The sequence below is a fragment of the Paenibacillus etheri genome (assembly GCF_001012825.1).
Lineage (GTDB): Bacteria > Bacillota > Bacilli > Paenibacillales > Paenibacillaceae > Paenibacillus_AQ > Paenibacillus_AQ etheri.
In genome coordinates, this window is sequence record NZ_LCZJ02000023.1 from 124,819 (window position 1) to 142,405 (window position 17,587).

The 17,587-nt window shown below is 37.4% G+C and carries 17 protein-coding genes and 1 pseudogene; all 18 read right to left on the reverse strand.

Annotation, left to right across the window (positions count from 1 at the left end; all coding sequences use genetic code 11):
* Window positions 1–45: 45 nt before the first annotated feature.
* Entirely contained in the window at window positions 46–486 is a 441-nt protein-coding gene (locus UQ64_RS13795) for an NUDIX hydrolase (protein ID WP_060624145.1), read from the reverse strand.
* A gap of 333 nt (window positions 487–819) precedes the next feature.
* A complete protein-coding gene (locus tag UQ64_RS13800; protein ID WP_060624035.1) occupies window positions 820–2,670 on the reverse strand; it encodes an alpha-galactosidase in 1,851 nt (616 codons plus the stop codon).
* A gap of 3 nt (window positions 2,671–2,673) precedes the next feature.
* The gene (locus tag UQ64_RS13805; RefSeq protein WP_060624036.1) at window positions 2,674–3,426 is read right to left on the reverse strand and encodes an ABC transporter ATP-binding protein; all 753 of its coding nucleotides are present in this window, start codon (window positions 3,424–3,426) and stop codon (window positions 2,674–2,676) included.
* A 6-nt stretch (window positions 3,427–3,432) separates the two neighbouring features.
* Window positions 3,433–4,212, reverse strand: coding sequence for an ABC transporter permease (locus UQ64_RS13810; RefSeq protein WP_060624037.1), 780 nt, complete (start codon window positions 4,210–4,212; stop codon window positions 3,433–3,435).
* Between the two features lies 1 nt (window position 4,213).
* Entirely contained in the window at window positions 4,214–5,230 is a 1,017-nt protein-coding gene (locus tag UQ64_RS13815) for an ABC transporter substrate-binding protein (protein ID WP_060624038.1), read from the reverse strand.
* A gap of 41 nt (window positions 5,231–5,271) precedes the next feature.
* Window positions 5,272–6,342, reverse strand: coding sequence for a glycosyltransferase family 2 protein (locus UQ64_RS13820; RefSeq protein ID WP_060624039.1), 1,071 nt, complete (start codon window positions 6,340–6,342; stop codon window positions 5,272–5,274).
* A 60-nt stretch (window positions 6,343–6,402) separates the two neighbouring features.
* Entirely contained in the window at window positions 6,403–7,800 is a 1,398-nt protein-coding gene (locus tag UQ64_RS13825; RefSeq protein WP_082651124.1) for an MATE family efflux transporter, read from the reverse strand.
* The gene (locus UQ64_RS13830) at window positions 7,800–9,101 is read right to left on the reverse strand and encodes a galactokinase (protein WP_060624040.1); all 1,302 of its coding nucleotides are present in this window, start codon (window positions 9,099–9,101) and stop codon (window positions 7,800–7,802) included. The genes UQ64_RS13825 and UQ64_RS13830 overlap by 1 nt, the downstream gene beginning before the upstream one ends.
* A gap of 336 nt (window positions 9,102–9,437) precedes the next feature.
* Window positions 9,438–9,567: pseudogene (locus tag UQ64_RS32880) on the reverse strand (sensor histidine kinase); the annotation flags it as partial.
* Between the two features lie 437 nt (window positions 9,568–10,004).
* Window positions 10,005–10,646, reverse strand: coding sequence for a thermonuclease family protein (locus UQ64_RS13835; protein WP_060624041.1), 642 nt, complete (start codon window positions 10,644–10,646; stop codon window positions 10,005–10,007).
* Window positions 10,647–10,815: 169 nt separating this feature from the next.
* Window positions 10,816–11,994 carry an MFS transporter gene (locus UQ64_RS13840; RefSeq protein ID WP_060624042.1) on the reverse strand — a complete coding sequence of 393 codons (1,179 nt, stop codon included), beginning with the start codon at window positions 11,992–11,994 and terminating at the stop codon, window positions 10,816–10,818.
* A gap of 81 nt (window positions 11,995–12,075) precedes the next feature.
* A complete protein-coding gene (locus UQ64_RS31680; RefSeq protein ID WP_060624147.1) occupies window positions 12,076–12,387 on the reverse strand; it encodes an ArsR/SmtB family transcription factor in 312 nt (103 codons plus the stop codon).
* A 47-nt stretch (window positions 12,388–12,434) separates the two neighbouring features.
* A complete protein-coding gene (mraY, locus tag UQ64_RS13850; RefSeq protein ID WP_060624043.1) occupies window positions 12,435–13,388 on the reverse strand; it encodes a phospho-N-acetylmuramoyl-pentapeptide-transferase in 954 nt (317 codons plus the stop codon).
* Between the two features lie 308 nt (window positions 13,389–13,696).
* Window positions 13,697–13,915, reverse strand: coding sequence for a GNAT family N-acetyltransferase (locus UQ64_RS13855; RefSeq protein WP_060624044.1), 219 nt, complete (start codon window positions 13,913–13,915; stop codon window positions 13,697–13,699).
* A 151-nt stretch (window positions 13,916–14,066) separates the two neighbouring features.
* Window positions 14,067–14,696, reverse strand: coding sequence for a hypothetical protein (locus tag UQ64_RS13860; protein ID WP_060624045.1), 630 nt, complete (start codon window positions 14,694–14,696; stop codon window positions 14,067–14,069).
* A gap of 115 nt (window positions 14,697–14,811) precedes the next feature.
* Window positions 14,812–15,555 carry an ABC transporter permease gene (locus tag UQ64_RS13865; RefSeq protein WP_209445801.1) on the reverse strand — a complete coding sequence of 248 codons (744 nt, stop codon included), beginning with the start codon at window positions 15,553–15,555 and terminating at the stop codon, window positions 14,812–14,814.
* Window positions 15,556–15,603: 48 nt separating this feature from the next.
* Window positions 15,604–16,353 carry an ABC transporter permease gene (locus UQ64_RS13870; protein ID WP_060624148.1) on the reverse strand — a complete coding sequence of 250 codons (750 nt, stop codon included), beginning with the start codon at window positions 16,351–16,353 and terminating at the stop codon, window positions 15,604–15,606.
* Window positions 16,354–16,480: 127 nt separating this feature from the next.
* A complete protein-coding gene (locus UQ64_RS13875; protein ID WP_060624047.1) occupies window positions 16,481–17,536 on the reverse strand; it encodes an ABC transporter ATP-binding protein in 1,056 nt (351 codons plus the stop codon).
* Window positions 17,537–17,587: the final 51 nt, after the last annotated feature.

Here is a 17,587-nt window from a genome sequence, read left to right on the forward strand (position 1 = left end):
ATTATGGTTCGCTGGGAAAGGTGACACTTTAAGTAAGATGTGGTCTTACTTCACAAAACGATCCATAAATCTCTTAATGACTGGAACATCAGGAGGTGATAACTCACTAGGCAATTCTCCATAATTAAAAAAACGGACTTCTTGCACTTCAATCCCATCTTCTTTAAGCACACCGTCAAATTCTGTACATAGGTAAGCGGCTACAACATTATATACTTCATCACCGTTTGGATATTTGTAATAAAGTTCTTGTCCAGAGAACATGTCGAACAATTCAAGTCCTCTGGCTTGTAAACCTGTCTCCTCAAAAAGCTCCCTTCTAGCAACCTCTTCCAAAGTCTCTCCAAGCTCCATCGATCCACCTGGCAACCCCCAGCAACCGTTGTCCGTTCTACGTTGTAATAGTAATTGTTGCTCGCTACACAACAAAACACAGGCTCCTGCCATAATAAGCGGCCTCGAACCTACTAGTTTTCTTAGCCCCATGATATAGTCGCTCAATTGAAACAACACCCTTCTACTTTTAACTATTCTCTTTAAAAAAGATATGCATGTTTACTATATTCCACTATATAGAAATGATACTGTATACTATACCATTTTATCTCAAGGTAAAAAGATGTGGAGTCATCTACAATGAAAAATCAAAACACAATAACCAGCAACCAGAATGGGTGAGTTTGATATATAAATTAATTAGCTAATTAAAATAACTAGTCAGTATAATCATGAGGCACATTTCTACAATTGTACTATATCCTCATCGTCAGATGAGTAACAAAAAACACAAGTTCGCACATGTTAATAATGAGTTTTTTATTAGTGTTCAATCGTGATACTGCCTCCGATAGGTACATTCAATTCTTCAAGTTGATTAATAATAGTAATTCTGTTTACCTTATTGCCAAAACAGTCCTTAACTATAACATTGTAATTAGTGGGAACTGTATTATTAATAATAATAGTATCACGGTAACTACCATTGAATACTACGACGTCATTTCCTACAATATCTACAATATTAATAGGCGGGAGAAGAAAAACAAATCTCTTATCAGTTCCTTCAACAAGCATTGAGGTGTTGGCGGGATTTAACGGAATACGAAAATTTTTGAATGTCTCCAGATTTTCTTTGTAAAAAGAATTATAGTACTTTATCACTTTTTTGATTTCTTCAGACAACTTAGAGAAATTCACTCCATACGCAGGAACACCGGCCGCAAGCATCTTTATAATTGTACAAGCAACGTCTTCTTTTGTGTCATTAACTGTAAAAGATTGATAATCATTTAATGCAAAGGGGGTGTATGACTGGATATGAAGGGTTCTTTGATAATTAGTTTCTAAATCAAATGGCGCATCCCCAGCTCTCATAAGATTGCCATACCTCATATTAAAAAGAGTTCCGTAATTTTGTTTTAACTCAACAATATAGTCTAGTTTTTTTGATTTGGTTTTTTCTTCAATGCGCGCAAAAGTTTTTTCAAGTCCTTGAATCATGGAATGAGTATCATGATTGTGATTAGGGTTTTGACATTCAATATCGGGTACCCAATTAAATAAATCATACTTCGCACCATCAAAACCCCATTTATCCATCAGCTTTAAACAAATTTCAGCCATAATTTCACGGCCTTCAGGGCTTTGAAAGCAATAGGAATAATATTGCGGATCATTAAGATAAGGCTCTCCATTAGCATCGGCAATAAGATAATTTTTGTTTTCCAGGTATGCTTTTGATTTAAGAGCTACCGCGTGAGGTGCACACCAAATAATAAGTCTGGCTCCAATGTCATGGGCTCTAGCAACTAATAGATTCATATCTGGTATTTTTTGCGGATCGGGCTCCCAATCGCCAATGTTCATATCAATAGAATAGTCACTATCCAACCCATTACCGTACCATCCGTCATCAATAATAAAATTATTTATACCTAGTTCTATGCCTGATTTTATGTTTGATAAGAGCATTTCCGTATTAATATCCTTGCTGTCCCAATCGACCCATGAACACCACATAGGTTCCAGTGCCTTCTCCAGATATTGCTCTTTAATCGTATACTTTTGACGTTGCTGATCGGAAAAGTCGCGTTGAACAAGTAACCAAGGTCTGCTTTCTCCAACATTTGAAGTATAATGAAACACCTTTTCGCTATAAACAGAGGATTTAATAGGATATTTATCATTTCCTCTTACAATGTCAAGTATAATATTCCCTGTATGCACATTGAGCGCCCGGTTAGATTCGGGTTCTATGATTATAAATTGGGTTTCAATATTATTTCCGATCACGCCTACTGCATTTCCCACGCTTCCATCATTTTTCAAAAACATAAAAAGCGGAATTTTTATGTCTCCTATATTTGAAGTGAACTGGCGGCTATTTCTCCAAAAATCGATTAAGCTCATATAACGAAGGAACCATCGACCACTGTCAGGTGCTATAACCTTGGAATAATTACGCATCTCAAGGGTAAAACGATAGCGTATTTTCTTTATCCAATCAAAATTATCTTTAGTTGAAACCACAATATCATTCTCTTCATTTTTTCCTATGCTCATATTCAAGTATTCATTGTCAAAATCGTATGTTTCACCAAATGATAAATTATCAAATTTAATTTCCTTACCGGATCCTAATGAAACTGTGATAGCATAGCTTTCTTTCATGATTTAAACCTCCTTATTATACTTGCTTTGGTCACTAATATTGAATATGGATTCAACTTGGTTAATAATTGATGAATAGTTACCATCTGACTTAACACTATTTTGGATGATATTAAATTTAAGAGGTTGATCATAAAAAATAAAAATATTGTCGCCTAATGTGATCGCTTCAAGCATGTCATGAGTTACAACCAATGCAGTGAATTTACGTTCCTTATGCAGCTCTAAAAATAAATTTTGCATTTCAAGTCTATTTTGGTAGTCTAAAGCTCCGAATGCTTCATCCAATATAATCAAATCAGGGCTAGTTAATAGTATCCTTAACAAGGCGATACGCTGGTTCATCCCGCCAGATAATTCATTTGGATAACAGTTTTCCACCTCACTAAGTCCTACTTTTGCAAGGTATTCCCGAATTACAGCTTTTGGATCATCAAAATAATTCCTACAGGCAAATAATATATTTTGCATGATTGTTTTCCATGGGAACAGAACATTATTCTGAAACAAAATACCAATTTTACAATTGGGGGCTAGATAGATTTCTCCATCATCATAATTTTCAAAACCAGCAATCATATTTAGCAGCGTGGTTTTCCCACAACCAGAGCTACCAATAATACTGCTAATTTTCCCCTTCTCAATGTACAAATTTAAATTCTCGCAAATATTGACCTTTTCTCCATTAGGACGTATAAACGTTTTTGATAAGTTTTTTATTTCTACGCAGTTTTTACTATCATTAAACATTTTCATTTTCTGTCACATCCGGATTGAAAAGTAATTAATTTTTCTGAGTAGCCACGTAGAGAATGCTCCCAACCCTCCGATTATAAACATACACATCACCACACCGGACATATTTAAAAGTGTATAATTCACCCATGTAAGATACCCGATGCCGGATTGCCCGCTGATCATCTCTGCTACAACTACACCTAACCAAGAACCACTCATCCCAAGTAATAACCCTGTAAAGATATTAGGAAAGGTGGCAGGGATCATAACTTCAGTAATATAGACCCATCTGGTAACATGAAATGATTTTGCAATCTTTTTGTAGTTTTCGTTTATATTCCCTAATCCTTCAACGGAATTAATAAGTATCGGAAAGAAAGCTCCAATAAATGTGATAAAAAGCATACTGGAATTGATAGACTGGAAAAGCACAATTGATATTGGAACCCAAGCAACGTTTGGTATTGGTCGGATAAATTCAAAAACCGGATAGATATAATGACGCACAAGTCGGTTTTCGGTAATCAATATCGCGAAAGGAATGGCTAAAATAACAGCACAGATAAATCCGGAGTATACTCTTCCTAATGTGATTAATATATTTCCGTAAATCTCTAAATCAGAGAATACGGATACGCATTCATAAATGATATCTTGAATACTAGGTATATAGGAAAAGGTTATAAGGAACTTCCAATCAATGATTTTTAGGATTGATATGATAAGAAGAAAAATTGCGAATGATGCCAAAATTCTAAATAATTTGACTATGAAGCTAACATTTCTTTCACTTCTATAATTCATATCAATTTTTCTCCTTCACGGTATTCAAATAGGCTTCAACCGGGAAATCTTTTAGTAATCCTAATTCATATAAAAATTGATAATTTTTTTTTAGCGTATCTCTATTTGAAGAGGTCATCTCCATCTCCCAGTCAATATTTTTTAAAACGTTAGCAATGACTTCGGGTGGAAAACCGCTTTCTTGACTGATGATTTTAACGCTTTCATCTGGATAGTTTCGTAAAAACTCATGTGATTCTTTGATACTACTTAAAAATATTGAAGTATACTCACTGTTTGTTTTCGCCCAGTCGTCATCAATCATAATACCTGCCAAATAATCATTTCCTGTCACTTCTCCATCAATCAATTTAATCATTTGGTCATTTTGCATCAAATAAGATGGATATGGCTCCCATGCGGCCAATGCCTGAATTTTACCTGTTGTGATCATATTGTAAGCCGTTGGTATATCTTGATTGATGATCTCTACTTTATCTAGCAAATCATTTTGAGAGAGTATATCTAATAGCATTTTATGAGTACTTGACGCTATCGGTACTGATACGGTTCTACCCACCAAGTCATGAATATCGTTTATTCCTGAATCTTGACTGACAAGTATACTTTGGTTTTTTCCACCTAACCCCTTTCCATCTATAGCGAGCAGTCTGGAGTTATACTCTTCGTGTAAGTAGCCATTATATAGATTTATGATGCTGGGCATGTCACCCATATATCCGATTTGGTATTTATGAGCCAACATGTTGTTGTTAATAACAGAGCCTGAAACCTCGTCATGCCATTGTATATTAAAATCTATATATGGGTATCTGACCTTTAATTTTCTTTCAAATAATTGTTGCTGTTTAATAATTAGTGCCCCCCAGGTCTGAGCAGTTATACTTTGATACCCGATGTTTATAGTTACTTTTCCATTTGACGAGGGAGTTATAAAGACGGAAGCAGCCAAAGTAACCATAATTAAAATAGCGCATATTGAAATAAATTTATGTTTTCTTGCATGTTTCTCCCTCACACATCCACCTTCCCCCTTGACTGAAAAGTACTAATAAACCATTAATTCTTAGTTTTTTCAACATAAGTGCGCATCCTGTTACATTTAATAAGATAATAGAAGTAAACTAAAAAATAGAGTCTGCAGTTTGTAAGTCTGATTAATGTTCTTTCAACTGGTGAGAACTCGCTCTTCACGATATACTTTTTGTTTTTAAATAAGTATTTTTTCGACTTTAGTTTGTATACATTTTTCAACCCACCCCAAATGCCTGCTGGGTTTGTATAATGTGTTTCATTACGAATGGATCTAAAAAATTTGAGATACAAATAGGTTGTTAGTCTATCCATATATTCACTATCGTCAGTGAAAAAATTACAGGAAAACTCCCTTTTAGCTTCATACACATCAATAATATTTTCCCAGTAATTTTCCCAGTATATGGTCCGTTTGCTCAGCGAGTTAGGAGCTAACCGATTGTAGTTGTACAATGGATCGGCAATAACATATATAGATTTAGCCCGGGACAGTGCCTGTATGACGATAATTTCATCTTCATGCATGCAAATATCCTTATAAAATTTGATGTTTCTAAGTATGCTTCTTCTAAAAAAACTGCACCATACATAACCCGTTGTTATAAGAATATCTGTCTTCAAGTCTCCATATAACGGTAATATATAACAATCATGTATATCATTTTTTGTATATAAACCTTCATCAATTGGCAAATTGCAAATTCTGGCTATACCATCATTTCTGTGACGATAGGCGGAACAAAATACGATATCAGCATTGTTCTTCGTGGCTGCATTATACAATAATTCCATCATATTTGGTTCGCACCAGTCATCAGCATCAATGTAATTAAGAAACTCTCCGCTCGCTACATTCAAACCTGCCAGCCTAGACATAGGCAATCCGCTATTTTTCTGATGAATAACGCGTATGCGAGTATCTTCCCTTGCGTACTTATCACATATTTTCCCGGAAGAATCTATAGATCCGTCATCAACTAGAATGATCTCTATTTGTTTTAACGTTTGGCAGATTAGGGATTGAATACATTTGTCTAAGGTGTCCTGCATATTATAAACAGCCACAACAACGCTAACTAACGGTTTGGTTACCATACACTTATACTCCTTTTGTATTCACACATCGATTCGGAGGACATTAATACAACGCTAGTGTTATATAGTACCTAGTACTTGTTTTATCTTTCTCTTAAATATGAAACCGGCTGTAATTGCGGAAATGATATCAGATATAGGTTCTGCTAAAAATATGCCTATTACACCCAAAAAACTTGGTAGTATTATTGCTAGTGGTATCAAAAGTATGATCTTTCTCAAACAGGCCAAAAAAAGGGATGTTTTTGCTTGACCGAGTCCTACAAGAGTACATTGAACGCCTGACTGAATGCCAAAAATCCCCCACCCACAAACAAATATGGGCATCATATATGTAACAATATTTATCATTTCAAAATTATCTGTAAAAAGTGATGCGAAAAAAGATGGAAATAACATTATGATAGCTACAATTAAAGATCCAATAATAATATGCAAAGCAAACCCTAGCCGATATGCTGTTTTGACCCTAATATAATTTTTCGCTCCGTAATTATAACTGATAACAGGTTGGACTCCTTGTGTGATTCCGTTGCAAAAAATATATATCAATTGCATTACACTTGTAATAATCGTCATTGCTCCTACATAATAATCACCTCCATATTTTTGTAGCCCTGAATTAAAAATGATATTAATAAGGCATTCAGTAAGTTGCATAATAAAAGGGGAAACACCTAGCGCCAAAATGGGAAGAATCACTTTTTTATCAAACTTGATATACTTCTTTTTCAAACGAACAGCACTTTTGTGAGATAAAAGATAACGAATAATCCATAGAGCACTTGCTGCTTGAGAAATAACCGTTGCAAGAGCCGCACCCTTAACACCTAAATTTAGTGTAAATATAAAAATAGGGTCTAAAATAATATTGAGGATTGCCCCAATTAAAACAGATAACATTGCTATTTTGATTTTCCCTTGTGAAGAAATAAAACTATTTAGGCCTAATGAAAATTGAACGAATATGGTGCCTAGAAGATATATAAATAGATATTGGTCAGCATATTCAATTGTTATCTCACTTGCACCGAAGAGCATGAGTATCGGGTTCTTAGTTGTTTGCAAAACTATGGAGAGGAGAATTGATATCATAAATAAAGAGGCAGCACTACTTCCAAGAATAGCTTCAGCACGATCTTTACTTCCTTTACCAAGCTCTATGGATGCCAGAGGCGCACCGCCAGAACCTATTAATTGTGCAAATGCAGATACGAGAATAATAATGGGGAAGCTAACACCTACTCCTGTCATAGCCATATCGCCTACTCCAGGTATCATACCGATATATATTCGGTCTACAATGTTATATAATGCATTAATAATTTGAGCTGCAATAGCTGGTATAGCCAATGAAACGATTAACCTAGGCACAGGCGTTGTGCCTAGGTTAGAGCTTCCAGATTTATTTTCATCTATCGTGATTTTACGATCCGTTGATGATTTAAGTAAGTTCACTAGTAATTATCTGCTCTCATTAAACCAGTGATTTTCACAGCTCCATAAGGACGAATGGTAATGGAATAGGTTGAATTTTCTAAGAAATTAGCCTCTATATATTCAATGTAGTCTTTGGTGTTTTCTTTTGGAATTATCGCCATAATAACACCGGCAAACCCCCCACCATGAACCCTTGTTGCACCTTTTCCTATCTTCGAAATAAATTGTTGGGTAAGTTCTAACGCAATGGGTATAACTTGCTCTGTGATATTGGACATTGAATAACAATTTTGGAGTAATTTCCAAGAGGAATTTCCAGAGGCTGATACTAGAGTTAAAAATTCATTGAAATTACCACTTTCCAGAGATTCTATCTGTTTTTCGACCACTGTATTTTCATTGAAAAAATGTATTGCCCGAAGAATAGCACGATCGCTTACTTGATTACGCAGAGATTTAAGGTTAGAAATGATATCCTCTAACTTCAGCTCTGCAAGCACACTCTTTCCAAAATAAGTAGCTACTTGTTTCATTTCTTTTGGTACAGAAGAGTATTCTTCACTTAGATCAGCATGGCCTTTACCTGTATTTACAATAATAATTTCATAACCAACTTTATTAAAATCAAAATTTATATTCTTAATTGCTGGATTATCTTCATTTTGAAAATCAATATTGATAATCCCGCCAACTGCACAAGCCATCTGATCTAACAGACCAGAATCTTTATTCCAGAAATGATTTTCGGCATATTTGCCGACCATTGCATATTCAGTTTTACTCAACCGGTTTTCATTAAAAAAGTGATCTAATATTGAACAAATCAGCATTTCAAATGAAGCGGATGAGCTAACGCCAGCGGCAGAAAGAACATTGCTGGTAACATATACATCGAAACCACCCAAGTTTTTACCAGTTTCTTTAAATCCAGCTAAAAGGCCTTTAAGCAAATCAATGGTACTACCTTCATGCTCACTACTCAGATCATCAATATTAATTGAGAAGTCTAGCTGATAATTTTCACTGACAATAGATACATAATTTTGTTTTGTTTTTGTGGCAATACCGATACAATCAAGATTAATGCTGCCTGCCAGTATTTTTCCACCGTTATGATCTGTGTGATTGCCACCAATCTCTACACGACCAGGAGCGCTAAAGACTTCGAAATCCTCATGATGGAATCTTTTTGTGAATTTTTCGATAGCTGTTACATAACGTTGTTTGTTTTTCTCTACAATATTTTCACCATAGAGATCAACCCATAATTTAGCGTTTTGCGTCAAATTTAAAGCTTTTTCAAATTCAATTTTATTCATTACTGCACCTCACCTTTAAATGTATCACTCAACTTTTGCAACATAAAAATCGCATAAGTATTGATATATCTGGCTAAAGCAGAAATCAATTGCTGGGTTAAACGTTTCGTCAGTCATAATGCTCTTAGTGGTCTCTACATCGGCGACCTTGACGTACTCTCCGACACGTCGCATTTACTGCAATCGCTTACCAGAATATCTGATAACATTGTAGCACTCGATCATTTGCTATCTTTAGTACTTTCTTTGTGCAGATTTGTCATTTTATTGCTTTTATGAATAAAGCATTACCTAGATATTGTATATTTTTTTGATTTTTGTAATTTTTTTGTCATTTTACTCGATTTCGATCAGCGGCAGCGTAATTTTCATCCGTGTCCCTCCCTAACTCACTAGTGATCGTCACGCCGTATTCATCGCCATACAGCAGTCGAATTCTATCATGCACATTGGTAACGCCTCCCCCGAGAACAAATGTCGAATCAACCGAAGATAAATAGAATAGTATATATTTCGTGTTAGGTATTTCTATCTATTGTTAAACCTTTAGGTAAGAAGGATAATGTTCTAATAAACATCATAATATTCCTAAAATCCACTAACGACTTAAACGCTCTGTAGACTGATCACATAAGCAAGGGATCTATCAAGCCCATTATCATACGTATGATAGAGCTGGAGGACATTCTTTCTTTTAAAGGTCTCCCTGAACTTAATTTCATTTCTAAATTAGTTAAATTAAAAAAATACCCCGTCGACCAGTTAAGGTTAACGGGATATTTTTTATACATGCTTATACCAAAACCATCCAAAATTCAAATTCACTTCTGTAATTCCTTATACATATACTAACCATCAGTTAGTGTGTTCTTGCTTGTATATGTTTACCTTCTAAGAAATCTATTAACGTACTGGCTTAGGAGCTGCTGAAGACTTAGGAACATGAAACCCTTTGTCTTGTGCGTAATTTTCAATACTCCAGATGCCGATGCCCTGCTCTCTTGCCTTATCTTGAATAGCTCTAAATTGATCTACGTACTTTGTGTTAGGTGCAAATACATAGGCTACACGTGCATAACCCTGCTCAAGAAGTATCTCATTAAACATCTTTCCATCAATATAGAGGTAACAGAGTAGGCGACCATATTTATCCCGTTCTGATACATCAAGTTCAATTTGCACATCTTTATCTGTAAGCATCTTTTTGGCGAAGTTAGAGGCTTCTATAGCAAATGGTTGTGGTTCAGGGATGTTCGGATTTACTGATTCTGGAGTATCGACTAGTAGCAGGCGCACCGTTTCTTTTTTACCGTCGATAGTCAGCTTCATGGTGTCTCCATCAACTACCCGTGTTACCTTAGCATCTAATAATCTTCTGTTGTCCTCTTCTGTATTCTTTGTGTTTGCATCAGATTTAGGAGTAGAACTCGTTGTTATTGATGGAACTTGATCTGGAGTAGACTGCTCGGCAATGGTGCAGCCGGTAGCCGTTCCTAGTAGAAGGATGATAGCTAAGCAGATTTTTAATAGATACTTTTCATTCATGGATAAACCTCTTTCTTATACCTATGTAATAGCTTCATGGGGTCTAATTAAAATAAATCAAAACACTTAAAAACACAAGTCTGTCGTCCTCAATAATAGAAAAAAGCGACAGCTTTGTACCGGAGAAATAGATACTTGGCTATCGCTATTTTAATAAATTCAATCTCCGTTAACCATTCAGCTTAGCATCTGCTACGTTTAATTTAGAGATTTTTATTTTGACTATGATCATTAAGAAAGCAAGCAGAGAAAACATAATTCCAATCCAAATGAGTTCATGTATACCTGAGCGAGAAATAAACCAACCACCGATAGAAGTCCCTATAGTTATCCCAAGATTAGAGAATGAAATAAACAAGCTGTTACCAAATTCGGGAGCCTCTTTCGCCTCAGTCGTTAACCATGCTTGACTGACAATGAGCCCGCCTGAATGCACTACTCCCCAAATGAGGATGATAACAACCATCGGAATGAAATAAGAACCAAGATAATAAACGAATAAGTAAGTTACCGCATATAGCAGAGGAAACATGATCACGGTCTTTGTAATCCCTTTATGCAAAAGGCTCCCAAATAAAAAATTCCCAAAAATCATGATTATACCAAAGGCCATCAACATGATGCTAATCCATGATCCATTCATATTTGTTACTTGACCAAGATACTCAGCAAAGTAACTATACACAGAAAACATAGCTGCAAAGATAAAAATAACTGTCACAATATTTAACCATAAATGAGGTTTGCGTAATATACCAAGTTGCTTACCGTAAGACATTTTTTCTTTAACAGGCATGGAAGGGAGCCAAGCGAGTATCCCTAAAAAAGCAATTATACTTACAGCAGCCCCAAACAGAAAAGCGACTTCTAATGATATTTTGTCCGCGAGAAATGAAGTCAACGGCACACCAAAGGCAAACCCGACTGTGATTCCGGCGAAAACCTTTGTAACTGCTTTGGTGCTCTTTTCTGGTGGGACAAGTTGGGCAGCGGTCACAAGAGCAACTGAAAAAAAGACGGGATGAAAAATAGCTGGAATAATACGGAAAATCAGCATTACTTCAAACATGGTCGTATAAGCATAAACAACATTTGAAATTGCAAAAATAAGCACAGCGGTTAATAAAATTATTTTACGATTAATTCCAGAAGCCAGTAATGTCAGAAATGGACCTGAAATGGCAACGACTAATGCAAATATACTTACAAGCCATCCCGTCTGAGAAGTCGAGATATTAAATTTCTGAGTTATCTGCGGTAGAACACCTATAATCCCCATTTCCGTAGTGATAATACCAAATACACCTAAAGCCAGAATAATAATAAGCAACGGGTTAACCTTTTTCATTTTTAAAATAATCCTCCACTCATAATTACATATTTAGATTTGTAGATATGTTCTCTCAAAAAAAATCTTCCCTCCTCTCTTCTAAAGTTTCTGTTTGATATACTCGGAAAATTCCTGAATTGTCTTTTCGTTCCGACGATAGTACGTCCACTTCCCAATTCGCTCAGATTCCAACAAACCAGCTTTTTGCATTGTCAACAAATAACTCGAGATAACAGACTGTGCAAGTCCCGCTTTAGCTTGAATATCTCCCACGCATATACCAGTTCGAAAACTTAGGCCTTGTTGTAAATAAGGCTTCTCATCAAAAAATTCCTCCGGAGTTTTTAACCACATCATAATCTGACTACGTGTCTCGTTAGACAAAGCTTTAAATATAACTAAAGGTTCCATGCATTTTATTATATCTACTTTTATAGATTTGTAAATGTAAAATTTATTTAGTGCATGAGATATTTCCAAATTAACCAGCAAATCAGTACGGATACCCACGAAATGAAACCGAATATGATCACGATTTTGTTTTCGCTCCATCCATATTTTAAGCTGAAATGGTAATGGATCGGAGCCATCCGGAACAGCCGCAGCTTAGTCCGTTTATAGTACCAAACTTGCAAAATAACCGACAACTGCTCCGCAAAATAGACGAAAAACAAAATCGGAATCAAAAGCTCGACCTTCTCAATGACAGCCAAAATGGAAAGGGAGCCACCGATCGCCAGTGATCCTGTATCGCCCATAAACGCTCTTGCCGGATAAATATTGTAAAGGAAAAGCCCAAGCAGACAGCCGATCATGACAAGTGAAAATGTCTGCACTTCAGGTTTGTCCGAAATCATAAAAAAGAAAAAATATGTTGGAATGGCCACATTAATCAGTAGCCCATCAAGACCGTCGGTAAAATTAATGGCATTTGCGGAGCCGACCACAAACAGCAAAATGATTCCGACATAAAGGTACATAGGCAATTGCAAATAGTATCCTTGAAATAACTCGATATCGCTCGTCAGACCGAACGATTGGAACAACACATACAAAATGATTCCAGTAAAAATAAATTGAAGCACTAACTTTGAACGACCGGTTATGCCGGACGGATTTTGCCAGAAGGCCTTTTTGAAATCATCCAGAAACCCGACCGAGCTGAACATCAAAAACGTAAAGCATAAGACCAACATAAGAGGTCCGGGATGAAACTGCATCGAAATCGCTATGCCAATTAGCAGGATCAATCCTGCCATAAGCGGTGTACCACGTTTGGCCTGATGATCCGCTGGTAGCTCGGAGCGAATCGGCTGCGTTAGTCTCAGCCTGTGCAGCGTCCAGATCAACAGCGGCGTAAACATCGCCACTAGAAGAAAAGACAGGGCGGAAATTGCCATGATTCCAAACATAAAACGAACTCCCCTCTTTGAAAAACATCATTCATTAAACTCCCACTCACAAAATAGTTTTGAAAGTTATTAAGATCGTTTGAATTATGTACAGATTTCATCCCTCATATCTTAGTAAAATAATATATGTAAATAAAACTTCGATAAAGAGAAATTATTCTTTTTTTATTTCCTATTTTCGCTCCTTATTAAGAAATACTTCCGTTCAATAAATAAAGGGCTGCCTATAGGCAGCCCTTTATTTATTGAACGATCTTCACCCGCCTATAATCGGAATGTAATCTGATTAAAAATAGAATGGTTCAATATCAAGCCTCAATTTTAATCATAATAATAAATTCCGTACTTCCTTTAACAAATTCAGCTTCCCGGCTAAATCCCATTTTTTCATACAAGCGTATTGCTCTATCATTAAACTTTGCCACTGTCAGACGTTTTGAGATTATCCCAAACATTTTATCGTTTTGGCTTAGAACAGCTGTGAAAAATCGAGTCCCATTTCCCTGCCCTGTAAACTCTGCAAGCATTTCACTTATGGCTTCGGGAGTTTGTTCATTGTTGTAAAAATCATAAGGTTGATCCTATCGCCAGCTTAATATATCTATAGCAACATCAGTACTCACCTTATCCATGTGAAGCTCCATTAAGGGCCTCCTTTTGTTCAAAATTAATAATCACTTAGCAGTCTAATCCCTCTAACTCCTGAAGGATTTTCTCTACGTCACCATCAGGATTTAACGCTTTGATCATCTCTTTTGTAATGGCTGCACCCTCATAAACTTGTACAACAACCTCTAAGGGGAGTGTGAGTTCAAAATAACCTTCGGCAAACTCCACAAATTCCTCTGCTGTGCGGAAAATAGTTCCTAGCAAAAAGTCCGAACCATCTTCTGCCCCCGCTGGAATCTCTACCTTCCCCTTCTGCCACGTCAAGTCATTATTTTCACGCCAAAAACAAAAAGTAACATCATCCTTAACTATCGACTCATCTTCAAGAAAAGACAATAGTGAGGTTGGGACTTCTTCATAGATTCCTGGCCAAACTTCATGTTCGTCGCGCGCGTATGGACTTACTTCTGACTCATGATCAAATCCTTTAAGTATCGTTCCTTGAGGTGCAAAAATAATAAACAAATCATCACCTGATCCATTATCGATCGATGCTAAGGAAACATTCTTATCGAATTCAGAATCAAAACTATGATAGCGAAGCCATTCCTCTGGACATAGGATAATATTTAGAGAAGAAAGTATTTTCAAAAGTTTTTTTAAGTTTACGGGTTCTGGTAAAATATCTAACACATTCATCTATGAATCCCTCCCCATTGTAGTTATTAATGATTTTAGCATATTCATGAATTCCGAGTGAAAAAAAAGACTACCCGAAGGTAGCCTTTCCAACATAACAAGGCACTAGTTTAACTTAAGACCCTGCTCCCTTGTATCTTCTAACGCCATAGCTCCAAGCTAACAGACCAATCCCAAGGAATATCGCACCTACAACTGGTGTCATCAGCGCAAGGCTGGTCATCTCATCACGCTGCAGAAAGAGCGCTGCCGGATAGACTCCGACGAATGCAAACGGGATGATCCAAGTAAGTAGCACCTGAATAGCACGATTGTAGATCGTTACCGGATAACGGCCATAGGTCTGAATGTTGTACATTAGCGGAAGAATACCTGTTGGAGCATCTGAATAGAAAGACAATGAAGTCAATGTCGTATAAATCCCCGTATAAATAGCAACCGCACTTAACGTAAGAATAATTAGTGCCGGTATCGTCCACCATTCAAAGGGAAGACCCAAATTGCTGCCACTGATGGCCATAATAATAATACCTATGAATGAGCCCATAAGCGCTGGTGGATCAACATTTTCCAAAAAGATCTGGAACAGATTATGCGCCGGACGTGTCAAAATGCGGTCCATCTCACCTTTGACGATGTAACGCTCACTAAATCCCCACAGATTCACAAAACAACTAAACACCCCAAAAGGCACCATAAAGAATCCGTAGACGAACACTACTTCATTCTGATTCCAGCCGCCTAGGCTATCCGTATGCATGAAGATCACCAGAATAAAGATAAAGTTGGTAGCCTGGAAGAGTAAATCTGATATGACCTCTACCCAAAAATCTGCGCGATAGGTGAGCCGGGTCTTCATATAGTTCTTGATGTATTCAATTATTAATCCAAGGTAATACACGTTTCCTCAACCTCCCTGCACGAAGAGACGCTGCCGCGCCGCATGATATAACCAGACAATTGGAATCAATAATGCAAGGAACCAAACGATCTGTATCCCCAGTACATTCCAAATCCCAACCCCTTGCACCCGCCCCGTAAATACAGAACCTGGCAAGTAAGTAATCGCCTGAAACGGCAGCACCTTAAGTATAGAAGATAGCCAGTCAGGAAACAGACTGATCGGCACGATCAGACCGGAGAACAGATCAACAATTACCCGCTTCATACGCATCATGCCCTCATTATTCTCAACAAAGAAAGCCGAGAGCCCAGTAATAATATTGATCTGTGAATTAATCAAGAAGCTGAAAAAGAGCATTACAAGAAAACCCGCCCAAGCAGATGGTGCTGTTGGTAATTGAACTGGGAACAATAACATCGCAATAGCCATACCAGGAATCATAAATAAAAGGAAACGGAACATACCCTCTCCGAACCCTTGCATCATTTTGACTAAGACATAGTTATAGGGCCTTATAAACTGGATAGCGATACTTCCGTCTCTTATATCCGTAGAGATCTCACGATCTAGATTATTAAAATAAAACGCACGAGCCATCCAAGAAACAGCAACATAGGAAGTCATTTGCGTTGCGGTAAATCCACCCAGCGAATCCCCATTTCCATAGATCGCCATCCATGTGAAATAGTTAACTCCGATATTCAGTGAATAGATAAGAATACCTGAGTAATAGTTGATCCGATAAGCAAGCATGGTAAGGAACCGGATGCGTATAAAATCTAAGTACGCCCCAAATAGTAATCTACGACTATTCTCCGGAGGACCACCTGAAGACGACCCTCCTGAGGACGAAGACATAGCTGTTGCAGCATTAAGCTTATCAGACATGTAAAGCCTCTCTTTCATCCTTTAGAGCGGCAGCTTGTTTCTCTGGTTTATCCGCAGACCCGGATTGATAAATACTTCGAACAATATCGTCCGTATTCGTCTCAATGATTTTGATATCAGTAATATCTGCTTTTCCTACTACTCTTCCTAACACATCGGAGACATTTAATTCTAACGGAATCCAGACGGATGCCCCAAGATCATTCTCCGCAGACCAAGTAACTGACATCCCTTCTGTCCATAGCTCAAGTTGTTGACGTTTCGTTGCATTTCCGAATTGAAATTGAACTTCACGTCCGGTTCCCCAACGCTGCTTCAGATCTTCCAGTCCGCCGTCATAAATAATTCGGCCATCGTCAAGCATAATCACCCGCGAGCAAAGCGCCTCAATATCTTGCAGGTCATGTGTAGTCAGCAGTATGGTTGTCCCATGCTCACGGTTCATATCTTTAAGGAATTCACGAATCTCTGATTTCACCACAATATCTAAGCCAATGGTTGGCTCGTCCAGAAATACTATCGAAGGGTTGTGAAGTAATGCTGCGACTAATTCACAACGCATCCGCTGACCTAGACTGAGCTTACGGACAGGACGATTCAGAAGTTCTTGCAACTGCAATCGCTCGACCAATTCATCCAGCCGTTTCTTGAAGTCTTGTTCAGATACCCGGTATACCTTGCGCAGCAGCTGGAAGGATTCAATGACCCCGATGTCCCACCATAGCTGGCTGCGTTGCCCGAACACCACGCCGATATTTTTCACGAATTTCTCGCGCTCCAAATAAGGAACATAACCACCCACCGTAAGATTTCCTGAGGTTGGTACGAGAATACCCGTGAGCATTTTGATCGTAGTTGATTTCCCAGCACCGTTCTCGCCGATATAACCACAAATCTCACCTTCGGGAATGGAAAAGGAAATATCCTTCACAGCAGTTACTTCTGTATACTCCCTTTTAAACAAATCAGCGAAGGCCCCTTTGAGACCTTCGCGGTTTTTTTGTACTTTAAATGTTTTGCGTAAGTCTTGTACTTGAATAGCAGTCATATTGTACCTCACTAAGCATAAAGTTGGGTTCCAGTAACCCATTATAATAGA

Coding starts and splice junctions, on each gene's coding strand:
- UQ64_RS13810 (WP_060624037.1), bottom strand. CDS start 4,212: ATGAATTATAGAAGTGAAAGAAATGTTAGCTTCATAGTCAAATTATTT.
- UQ64_RS13860 (WP_060624045.1), bottom strand. CDS start 14,696: ATGAATGTGTTAGATATTTTACCAGAACCCGTAAACTTAAAAAAACTT.
- mraY (WP_060624043.1), bottom strand. CDS start 13,388: ATGTTTGGAATCATGGCAATTTCCGCCCTGTCTTTTCTTCTAGTGGCG.
- UQ64_RS13870 (WP_060624148.1), bottom strand. CDS start 16,353: ATGCTTGCTTATCGGATCAACTATTACTCAGGTATTCTTATCTATTCA.
- UQ64_RS13820 (WP_060624039.1), bottom strand. CDS start 6,342: ATGGTAACCAAACCGTTAGTTAGCGTTGTTGTGGCTGTTTATAATATG.
- UQ64_RS13795 (WP_060624145.1), bottom strand. CDS start 486: ATGGGGCTAAGAAAACTAGTAGGTTCGAGGCCGCTTATTATGGCAGGA.
- UQ64_RS13800 (WP_060624035.1), bottom strand. CDS start 2,670: ATGAAAGAAAGCTATGCTATCACAGTTTCATTAGGATCCGGTAAGGAA.
- UQ64_RS13805 (WP_060624036.1), bottom strand. CDS start 3,426: ATGAAAATGTTTAATGATAGTAAAAACTGCGTAGAAATAAAAAACTTA.
- UQ64_RS13865 (WP_209445801.1), bottom strand. CDS start 15,555: ATGAAGACCCGGCTCACCTATCGCGCAGATTTTTGGGTAGAGGTCATA.
- UQ64_RS13835 (WP_060624041.1), bottom strand. CDS start 10,646: ATGAATGAAAAGTATCTATTAAAAATCTGCTTAGCTATCATCCTTCTA.
- UQ64_RS13840 (WP_060624042.1), bottom strand. CDS start 11,994: ATGAAAAAGGTTAACCCGTTGCTTATTATTATTCTGGCTTTAGGTGTA.
- UQ64_RS13875 (WP_060624047.1), bottom strand. CDS start 17,536: ATGACTGCTATTCAAGTACAAGACTTACGCAAAACATTTAAAGTACAA.
- UQ64_RS31680 (WP_060624147.1), bottom strand. CDS start 12,387: ATGGAACCTTTAGTTATATTTAAAGCTTTGTCTAACGAGACACGTAGT.
- UQ64_RS13855 (WP_060624044.1), bottom strand. CDS start 13,915: ATGCTTGCAGAGTTTACAGGGCAGGGAAATGGGACTCGATTTTTCACA.
- UQ64_RS13830 (WP_060624040.1), bottom strand. CDS start 9,101: ATGAATAAAATTGAATTTGAAAAAGCTTTAAATTTGACGCAAAACGCT.